This window comes from Pseudomonas sp. S3_B08 (assembly GCF_054667725.1).
In genome coordinates this window covers 4703764-4713029 of the sequence record NZ_CP162750.1, presented here as the reverse complement: position 1 = coordinate 4713029, position 9266 = coordinate 4703764, and the positions used below count along the sequence as shown (strand labels likewise).

The 9266-nt window shown below is 61.8% G+C and carries 7 protein-coding genes; 1 reads left to right on the top strand and 6 read right to left on the bottom strand.

All coding sequences use genetic code 11. The features are described 5' to 3' along the window. Positions 1 to 59 precede the first annotated feature (59 nt). From AB4N73_RS21425 to aspA, 6 genes are all read right to left on the bottom strand, one after another. The gene (locus tag AB4N73_RS21425; RefSeq protein WP_150637189.1) at positions 60 to 1154 is read right to left on the bottom strand and encodes a polyamine ABC transporter substrate-binding protein; all 1095 of its coding nucleotides are present in this window, start codon (positions 1152 to 1154) and stop codon (positions 60 to 62) included. Continuing rightward, positions 1151 to 2176, bottom strand: a complete 1026-nt coding sequence (locus AB4N73_RS21420) for a histone deacetylase family protein (RefSeq protein WP_150637187.1) — start codon at positions 2174 to 2176, stop codon at positions 1151 to 1153. The genes AB4N73_RS21425 and AB4N73_RS21420 overlap by 4 nt, the downstream gene beginning before the upstream one ends. A gap of 199 nt (positions 2177 to 2375) precedes the next feature. Continuing rightward, positions 2376 to 3368: an AraC family transcriptional regulator gene (locus AB4N73_RS21415; RefSeq protein WP_460142517.1), complete on the bottom strand. Its 993-nt coding sequence runs from the start codon at positions 3366 to 3368 to the stop codon at positions 2376 to 2378. Positions 3369 to 3613: 245 nt separating this feature from the next. Beyond that, complete coding sequence (locus AB4N73_RS21410; RefSeq protein ID WP_150637185.1) at positions 3614 to 4618, bottom strand: asparaginase; 1005 nt, start codon at positions 4616 to 4618, stop codon at positions 3614 to 3616. A gap of 171 nt (positions 4619 to 4789) precedes the next feature. Then, the gene (locus AB4N73_RS21405; protein ID WP_016772471.1) at positions 4790 to 6238 is read right to left on the bottom strand and encodes an alanine/glycine:cation symporter family protein; all 1449 of its coding nucleotides are present in this window, start codon (positions 6236 to 6238) and stop codon (positions 4790 to 4792) included. Positions 6239 to 6722: 484 nt separating this feature from the next. Then, complete coding sequence (gene aspA / locus AB4N73_RS21400) at positions 6723 to 8147, bottom strand: aspartate ammonia-lyase (RefSeq protein ID WP_016772472.1); 1425 nt, start codon at positions 8145 to 8147, stop codon at positions 6723 to 6725. Between the two features lie 180 nt (positions 8148 to 8327). On the opposite strand from aspA, the gene AB4N73_RS21395 reads away from it, so the two are divergent. Beyond that, positions 8328 to 9236 carry a LysR substrate-binding domain-containing protein gene (locus AB4N73_RS21395; protein ID WP_024014837.1) on the top strand — a complete coding sequence of 303 codons (909 nt, stop codon included), beginning with the start codon at positions 8328 to 8330 and terminating at the stop codon, positions 9234 to 9236. Positions 9237 to 9266: the final 30 nt, after the last annotated feature.

Sequence of the window (9266 nt, the reverse complement as noted above, 5' to 3'; positions counted from 1 at the left end):
TAAAGCTGCCAGGCAAAAAAAAGACCCGCCGAGGCGGGTCTTGAGCAAACGAGCCGGTTTCAGGTCCCGGACTTGATTTTCGTCCACGCTCGCGTGCGTGCGCGTTCGGCATCCCGAGGCAGCGGCTGCAAGGTGTAGAGCGTGCTCATTGCCGCGTCGGTCGGGTACAGGTTCGGGTTGTTGCGAATGGCTGGATCGACCAGGCCGGTGGCGTCCTTGTTCGGGTTCGGATAGCCGACAAAATCGCTGACCGGGGCAATCACCGCCGGTTGCAGCAGATAGTTGATGAAGGTGTAGGCGTCCTCGGTGTTCTTCGCGCCCTTGGGAATGGCGAGCATGTCGAACCAGATCGGCGCGCCTTCTTTGGGCAAGCGCATTTCCACCACCACGCCGTTTTTCGCTTCCTTGGCGCGGTTGGCCGCTTGCGAGAAGCTGCCGGAATAACCGACGGCCACGCAGATGTCGCCGTTGGCGATGTCGGCCATGTACTTGGACGAATGGAAGTAGGTCACGTAAGGACGAATCTTCATCAGCAGCGCTTCGGCCTTGGCGTAATCCGCCGGCTTCTTGCTGTTGGGGTCCAGGCCCAGGTGTTGCAGAGCCAGCGGCAGAATCTCCGACGGTGAGTCGAGCAGGGCGACGCCGCACTGCTTGAGCTTGCTGATGTTCTCTTCCTTGAAGATCAGGTCCCAACTGTCTACCGGCGCGTTATCGCCCAGGGCTGCTTTGATCTTGGCGGGGTTGAAGCCGATCAGAATGGTGCCGTACATGTACGGCACGGCAAATTTGTTTCCAGGATCATTGGCTTCGATCAGCTTCATCAGCTTCGGATCGAGATGATTCCAGTTCGGCAACTTGCTGCGATCAAGCGGCTGGAACACTCCGGCCTCGATCTGCTTGGCGAGGAACACGTTGGACGGCACTACCACGTCATAGCCGGAGTTGCCGGTGAGCAGCTTGGCCTCGAGCGCTTCGTTGGTGTCGAAGATGTCGTAGATCAGTTTGGTCTGGCTGTTCTGTGCCTTGAAGTCGTCCAGCGCCTTGGGCGTGATGTAGTCGAACCAGTTATAAACGCGCAGCGTGCGTTCTTCGGCGTGGGCGCCAGCGCTCAGCATGGCTGCGCACAGCGCCGAGGCGATCAGTCGCTTTTTCATTGTTCGAAACCTTCCAGCACGTTCACTGCGTTGATGCCGATTTCTTCCACCGCGTAGCCACCTTCCATGACGAACAGGGTCGGCTTGCCGAGGGCGGCGATGCGCTTGCCCATGGCCAGGTAATCCGGGCTGTCGAGTTTGAACTGCGAGATCGGATCGTCCTTGAACGTATCGACGCCGAGGGAGACGACAACGATGTCCGCTCCGTAGCGATCAATCTCGTCGCAGGCCTGATCCAGCGCTGCACTCCAGACATCCCAGCCGGAACCGGCCGGCAGCGGATAGTTGAAATTGAACCCTTCACCGGCGCCTTCGCCACGCTCGTCGTCATAGCCGAGGAAGAACGGAAACTCCGCTTCCGGGTGACCGTGGATCGAAGTGAACAGGACGTCGCTGCGTTCATAGAAAATCGACTGAGTGCCGTTGCCGTGGTGGTAGTCGACGTCAAGGATCGCGACTTTCTTGTGGCCCTGATCGAGGAAGGCCTGAGCGGCGATGGCGGCATTGTTGAGGTAGCAATAACCGCCCATCAAGTCGCTGGCGGCGTGATGTCCCGGCGGACGGCACAGGGCGAAGGCCGCGCGTGCGCCACGCTGGATTTCAGCCTGCGCGGTAAGCGCCACTTGCGCCGCGCTATAGGCCGCTTGCCAGGTGCCGGCGGTAATCGGCGCGCCGCCGTCGAAGCTGTAATAACCGAGCTGGCCGTGCAGGCTGGTCGGCTTGATCGCACGCAGCGTGCGCGCCGGCCAGGTGTAGGGCAGCAAGTCGCCGTCGGTGTTGAACTCGGTCCAGCGTTGCCATGCACCTTTGAAAAATTCCAGATAGTCACGGCTGTGAATGCGCGCGATCGGCTCCAGGCCGAAATCCTTCGGCGCTTCGACCGCCCCGAGGTTTTGCTTCTGCACGCGTTGCAGTACGTGGTCGGCACGCGACGGCATTTCGAAGCACGGCTTGAGCTGGCCATCGATGAGTTCGCAGCGGCCATGGTGCAAGTGGTGATCGTCTGAGTAGATCGTCAGCATTTGTTGTTCTCCGCAAGGCTGATTCGGTGGCTTTCAGTGTTGCGGCGCAGTTTGAATCGGAGAACGTCGGGAGCGGCCAAAAGGGGATCGATATGGCCAAAACCTCTGACCGCAATTCGCCCCTCACAACCAAAGATCGCAGCCTTCGGCAGCTCACCGATCCCTGTAGGAGCTGCCGAAGGCTGCGATCTTTTGATCTTCAGGATCTGAACTGACTCGGCGCCACGCCACTCCAGCGCACAAACGCATGGCGGAAACTCGCGGTCTCGCTGAAGCCCAGCGTCTCGGCAATCCGATAGATCGGCAACTGGTCCTCACACAACATCTGCTTGGCCCGTTCGAAGCGCAGTTCATCGAGCAGTTCCTGATAGCTGCTGCCCATGTCTTTCAAATGCCGACGTAAAGTCCGCGGCGAGCACTTCATCTGCTGCGCCAACCCCTCTAAGCCCGGCGCAGCGTTCAATTGCGCGCTGAGCAACTGCCGAATCCGCCCCAGCCAGGCCTGGCGTCCGGTGAACTCCAGATTCTGTTTGCGGCAGCGCTCTGCCATCGCCTGATGGGTGATCGCGTCGGCCAGCGGCAGCGGCTGATCGAGCCAGTGGCGGTCGAAGGCGAAGGCGTTGTCCTTGGCCGAAAAGTGCAGCGGCGAGTCGAAGGGTTCGGCGTAGCTGTCGCGGTAGTCCGGCGCTGCATGTTCGAAGCGCGTGGCGCGCAGCGGCAGGGAATGGCCGAGCAAGTCGTCGCAGATGACTTTCAGGGACACCAGACAGAATTCGGCGTTGAACACCGCCATCGCCGCGCTTTCACGGTAATCAGCAGCGACGAACCAGACCTGCTCGCCATCGTCTTCCAGGCTCAGTTCGAACAACGTGCCCAACAGCGCCGGATAACGGATCGCCAGCCGCAAAGCGTCACCGAAGGTGGCACAGGTCAGCAGGGCGTAACCGAGCATGCCGTAACAGGACACGTGCATGCGCCGGCCCAATTCGAGACCGATGTCACGCTTGAGCGCGACCGCGTTGGTGCAGACCTGCATCTCTTGATGGGTGGTGATGCGCGTATCGGCCCGCTGCAGATCCGCCGCCACGATGCCGCTGCCGGCCAGCAGCGCCTCGCTCGACAGGCCTTCGGCCTTGAACGTGTTGAGGATCAGCGAGACCGCGTTGAGGGTGGTGAGGTGGGAGTGGAGCATGGGATCTTCCAGCCTGGAGGTGGCTGGAACGCAGCAAGTTGCATGCCGCAGGCCCTCACCCCAGCCCTCTCCCAGAGGGAGAGGGGGCCGAACGGGGGATATTGCAGAACTACACCGACGTGAGACACCGCCGCCGAATCCATAATCGACACTGTTTATAAGGTCAGTGTATAGCGCAAGACACTACGGTCAGTTCCCTCTCCCTCTGGGAGAGGGTTAGGGTGAGGGGCAATCCAGCGCCGAGCTCAGATCAACTCACCACACAAATCCAGTTCGATCAATCGGCGCACTTCAGCCGTTTCCAGCCCGGCCCCCAGCAAGCCATGCAACTTGCCGAACGCCGCCTCGCGCGTCATGCCGCCACCGGACAACACGCCCACCCCACGCAAGCGGCTGCCAGCCTCGTAGACATCCAGCTCGACCCCGCCTTCATGGCATTGCGTCACTGCCACCACCACCACGCCTTTATCCCGTGCACGGCAAAGGCTGGCGAGGAACTCGGGGTTATCGCTCGGCCCGGTCCCGCTGCCGTAGCATTCCAGCACCAGACCTTGAATGCCGCTGTCGAGCAGGCCGTCGAGGACTTCGGCACTGATGCCGGGAAACAGCGGCAACACCGCGACTTTCGCCAGTTGCTTCGGCTGGTTGTAGTTCAGCGCGCCTGGAATCGAAGGCGCCTTCACACCACCGCCCTGACGCTCCAGGCGTTTGAACGGATGGCGGCCGAAGCTGCGCACTTTCGCGCAGCGGGTCGGTGCCAGCAGTTCGCCGTGGAAGTACAGGTGCACGCCCGGCGCCAGGCCTTGGCCGAGGGCGACCAGCGCGCCGCCGAGGTTTTCCCAGGCATCGCTGTCGGTCACACCCGCTGGCAGCATCGAACCGGTGAAACACACGCGGGCATGCAGACCGAGCAACTGAAAACTCATCGCCGCCGCGCTGTAGGCCAGGGTGTCGGTGCCGTGCAGAATCAGCACGCTGTCGCAGCCTTGCACGTCCACGGCATTGACCACCGCTTCGCGCAGTTGCTGCCAGTAGGCCGGGGTCATGTTGGCGCTGTCGATCAGCGGCGACATTTCCCGAAATTGCCACTGCGGCACTACCAGCTCAGGCTGACTGTGCAGGTAGTCGCGCATCCGCGCTTCGAAACCGGACGCCGGGGCCAGCCCGTTGGCGCTGGCCTGCATGCCGATGGTGCCACCGGTGTAGAGCACCATGACGTGTTGAGCGGCGGGATAGGTCGACGAGCTCATAGGATTCTCCGAAACGATGAGGGCCCTGTGGGAGCGAGCCTGCTCGCGAAAGCGGCGTGTCATTCAACAATGATGTTGGCTGAAAGCCCGCCATCGCGAGCAGGCTCACTCCTACAAGTTATTGCATCACAATAACTGACGGGCGCAGGGGATGCGCCCGTCATTCACCTGTCAGCGTTGCGCTGCAGGTACGCCTTGCGGCGCAGTTTCAGTCTGGCCCGCCGCTGCTGGCGGGTTCACCGGCCAGGCGTTGCGATCCAGATCCAGATCGGCGAATTTGCTCGAATCAAACACTGGCTGTTTGACGCCGGCGCGACGCTGCTCATCGTAGTCGCGCATCACCCGCAGGCCGACCTTGAACAGCATGGCCAGGGCCACCAGGTTGACGAAGGCCAGGCAGGTCATGGTGATGTCGGCAAAGGCGAACACCGTCGTCAGGTCCTGCATCGAACCCCATACCACCAGCGCCAGCACCAGGCCGCGGAACAGCATCAGCAGGGCGCGGTTGCGGCTGAGGAACTGCAAGCTGTTCTCGCCCAGGTAGTAGTTGTAGAGGATGCAGGTGAAGACGAACAGCGACAGCGCGACGCTGACGAACATGCGGCCCCAGTCACCGACCACGGCCGCCAGCGAGTTCTGGGTCAGGACGATGCCGTCACCTTCGAAGCCCGGGGTGTAGAAGCCCGACAGCAGGATCAGCAGCGCGGTGCAGGTGCAGATCACGAAGGTGTCGAGGAATACGCTGAAAGCCTGGACCACGCCCTGCGCGCCCGGGTGCTTGACGGCGGCCACGGCCGCGACGTTCGGCGCACTGCCCAGGCCCGCTTCGTTGGCGAACACGCCACGCTTCACGCCCATGACAATGGCGCTGCCGAGCAGGCCGGCAAAGGCCGGGTCGAGGCCGAAGGCGCTCTTGAAGATGGTTTCCAGCATGGCCGGCACGTGTTCGATCTGGGTGCCGATCACGTACAGGGTCACGCCGATGTAGGCCAGGGTCTTGATCGGTACCAGCAGGTCGGAGACCGAAGCGATGCGCTTGATCCCGCCGATAAAGGTGATGGCCAGCAGCACCGCCAGGACGATACCGGTGTGTTGCGGGTTGAAGTCAAAGGCGTTCTGCAGCGAGTGGGTCACGGTGTAGGACTGCAGGCCGATGAAGGCGAAGCCGTAGGTGACCAGCAGCAGAACGGAGAACACTATCGCCATGCCTTTGAGCTTGAGCCCGTGCTGGATGTAGTAGGCCGGACCGCCACGGTACAGGCCGTCGCCATCCGCGCGCTTGTAGACCTGGGCCAGGGTGCACTCGAAGAAGCTGCTGGACATGCCGACCAGAGCGGTCACCCACATCCAGAACACCGCACCCGGACCACCGAGAGTCACGGCGATGCCGACACCGGCGATGTTGCCTGCACCGACGCGGCCGGCGAGGCTGAGCATCAAGGCCTGGAACGAGCTGAGTTGCCCGGCGCTGCCTTTGAGGCTGTCGCGGAACACCGCGAACATGTGGAAGAAATGACGCAGTTGAACGAAACGCGAGCGAATCGTGAAGTAACTACCGAGCCCGACAATGAGCACGATCAGTACTTTCCCTGAGAGGAAGTCGTTGATGACTTCGAGCATGGATTTATCCTCGCTGTTTTTTGTGGGTGCAAATGCTGGATCGGAGAAACATCGTGTTACACCGGTCTGCGCGCGGCACGACGGGTGAGGCGAAGGTTTCGTCCCGGATCCATATCGCGGGTTTTGTTATTAGTTCGGGTTTCGCATGGGTTATGGCCTCGTTACCGACGACCGCTCACGCGAAGAGGGGCGGCACTATACCGATCAGTGGCGCGCCCGTCTGCACGGTAGTGGTGCAAGCGACGAAACGAGGTTGCTGCAAATCAAAAGATCGCAGCCTTCGGCAGCTCCTACAGGTGCACGTCAATCCTGTAGGAGCTGCCGAAGGCTGCGATCTTGGCGGTATCGAATACACAAAGCATCTAACGTCCTGCCCGCAAAGAAGTTAAAAAAAAGGGCTCGGGGACAAAATCCCCAAGCCCTCAAAAGGTGAGAGGTGTCTAGTCCCTCGACCTGGTGAGCGGTGCTACAAGTTCGCGTCGGCTCAGGCTTTGAGCGGAACCAGACGCGGGGCAATCATGTTTTCCGGGCGCAGGATGTCGGCGAGCATGGCTTCGTCGAGCAGACCTTCTTCGCGCACCAGTTCCAGCACGCCGCGGCCGCTTTCGAGAGCGATACGGGCGATGCGGGTGGCGTTTTTGTAGCCGATGTACGGGTTCAGTGCGGTGACCAGACCGATCGAGTGCTCGACCAGTTCACGGCAGCGCGCTTCGTTGGCGGTGATGCCGACGATGCAGTGCTCGCGCAGCATGTCCATGGCACGTTGCAGCAGGCGGATCGAGTCGAGGATCTTGAAAGCGATCAGCGGCTCCATCACGTTCAGTTGCAGCTGGCCGCCTTCGGCTGCCATGGTCAGCGCCAAGTCGTTACCGATGACCTGGAACGCGACCTGGTTCACGGCTTCCGGGATCACCGGGTTGACCTTGCCGGGCATGATCGAGCTGCCTGGCTGACGCGCCGGCAGGTTGATCTCATTGATGCCGGTGCGTGGGCCGCTGGACAGCAGGCGCAGGTCGTTGCAGATCTTCGACAGCTTGACCGCAGTGCGCTTGAGCATGCCGGAAAACAGCACGAAGGCGCCCATGTCGGAGGTCGCTTCGATCAGGTCGGCGGCCGGTACCAGCGGTTGCCCGCTGATCAGCGCCAGACGCTGTACCGCCAGCGCCTGATAACGCGGGTCGGCGTTGATGCCGGTGCCGATCGCGGTGCCGCCCAGGTTGACTTCGGTCAGCAGTTCCGGGGCCAGCGTCTTCAGACGCGCGAGGTCTTCGCCCATGGTGGTGGCGAACGCGCGGAATTCCTGGCCGAGGGTCATCGGCACGGCGTCTTGCAGCTGGGTACGGCCCATTTTCAGGACGTGGTCGAACTCTTTACCCTTGGCCGCGAACGCCTGAATCAGGCTGTCGAGACTGGCCAGCAGCGCGTCGTGACCGAGCAGCAGACCCAGGCGGATCGCCGTCGGGTAGGCGTCGTTGGTCGACTGCGCCATGTTCACGTCGTCGTTCGGGTGCAGGTACTGGTATTCGCCTTTCTCGTGGCCCATCGCTTCCAGAGCAATGTTGGCGATCACTTCGTTGGCGTTCATGTTGGTGGAGGTGCCGGCGCCACCTTGAATCATGTCGACCACGAACTCTTCGTGGTAATCGCCGCGGATCAATCGCGCACAGGCTTCGCTGATGGCAGCGTGCTTGGCTTCGCTCAGGTGACCCAGCTCGCGGTTGGCGTCAGCGGCGGCCTGTTTGACCATCGCCAGGCCCACAACCAGTTTCGGGTAATGCGAAATCGGAACGCCCGAGAGGCGGAAGTTATTCACCGCTCGCAGGGTCTGGATGCCGTAATACGCATGGGCCGGTACTTCGAGGGCGCCAAGCAGGTCGGTTTCTGTGCGGAAAGATGCAGCGGAGGACATGATAGAAATCATCTCGATAAGGACCCGGTCTGTGCCGGAACGCTGCGAATGCTAGGCTTGTGGGGATTTTTGGGCCAATGCTGTTCAGCACTGCCCTATGCACATTCGGCATAATGCCCGTGTGACGCCGCCTGTGCGGCAGACGTGTGACCTGTTTTGGTGCGTGTCCGGGAGGACGTGATGAATCTGGAAAGCAAATGGCTCGAGGACTTCAGTGCCCTGGCCGCCACCCGCAGCTTCTCGCAGGCGGCCGAACGGCGCTTCGTGACCCAGCCGGCATTCAGTCGGCGGATCCGCAGCCTCGAAGCCGCGCTGGGGCTGACCCTGGTCAATCGCTCGCGCACGCCGGTCGAACTGACGGCGGCGGGGCAGTTGTTTCTGGTGACTGCGCGCACCGTGGTCGAACAGCTCGGTGAAGTCCTGCGCCACCTGCATCATCTGGAAGGCGGGCAGGGCGAGGTCATGCAAGTCGCAGCGGCGCACTCGCTGGCGCTGGGCTTTTTCCCGCGCTGGATCGCCCAGTTGCGCAACGAAGGGCTGAACATCGCCACACGGCTGGTGGCGACCAACGTTGGCGACGCCGTGCACGCTTTGCGTGAAGGTGGCTGCGATCTGATGCTGGCGTTCTACGACCCGGATTCGGCGATGCAGATGGACCCGGAGATTTTCCCGTCGCTGCACTTGGGCCAGACCGAAATGCTGCCGGTGTGCGCGGCAGATCTGGATGGCAAACCGCTGTTCGATCTGGAAGGCGAGGCCAGCGTGCCGTTGCTGGCTTACAGCGCCGGGGCGTTTCTTGGGCGTTCGGTGAACGGCTTGCTGCGCCAGCGCCAGTTGCGTTTCACCACGATCTACGAAACCGCGATGGCCGACAGCCTGAAAAGCATGGCCCTGGAAGGCCTCGGCATTGCCTGGGTGCCGCAACTGAGCGTACGCGCCGAACTGGCTCGCGGTGAACTGGTGGTGTGCGGCGGCCCGCAATGGCATGTGCCGCTGGAGATCCGCCTGTACCGCTGCGCCCTGGTGCGCAAGGCCAACGTGCGGTTGCTTTGGCGAAAACTAGAAGGTGGCGCCGCACAAAGCGCTTGAAGCTGATGAAGATCGAATGTGGGAGATTCT

Coding starts and splice junctions, on each gene's coding strand:
- AB4N73_RS21425 (WP_150637189.1), bottom strand. CDS start 1,154: ATGAAAAAGCGACTGATCGCCTCGGCGCTGTGCGCAGCCATGCTGAGC.
- AB4N73_RS21420 (WP_150637187.1), bottom strand. CDS start 2,176: ATGCTGACGATCTACTCAGACGATCACCACTTGCACCATGGCCGCTGC.
- AB4N73_RS21415 (WP_460142517.1), bottom strand. CDS start 3,368: ATGCTCCACTCCCACCTCACCACCCTCAACGCGGTCTCGCTGATCCTC.
- AB4N73_RS21410 (WP_150637185.1), bottom strand. CDS start 4,618: ATGAGCTCGTCGACCTATCCCGCCGCTCAACACGTCATGGTGCTCTAC.
- AB4N73_RS21405 (WP_016772471.1), bottom strand. CDS start 6,238: ATGCTCGAAGTCATCAACGACTTCCTCTCAGGGAAAGTACTGATCGTG.
- aspA (WP_016772472.1), bottom strand. CDS start 8,147: ATGTCCTCCGCTGCATCTTTCCGCACAGAAACCGACCTGCTTGGCGCC.
- AB4N73_RS21395 (WP_024014837.1), top strand. CDS start 8,328: ATGAATCTGGAAAGCAAATGGCTCGAGGACTTCAGTGCCCTGGCCGCC.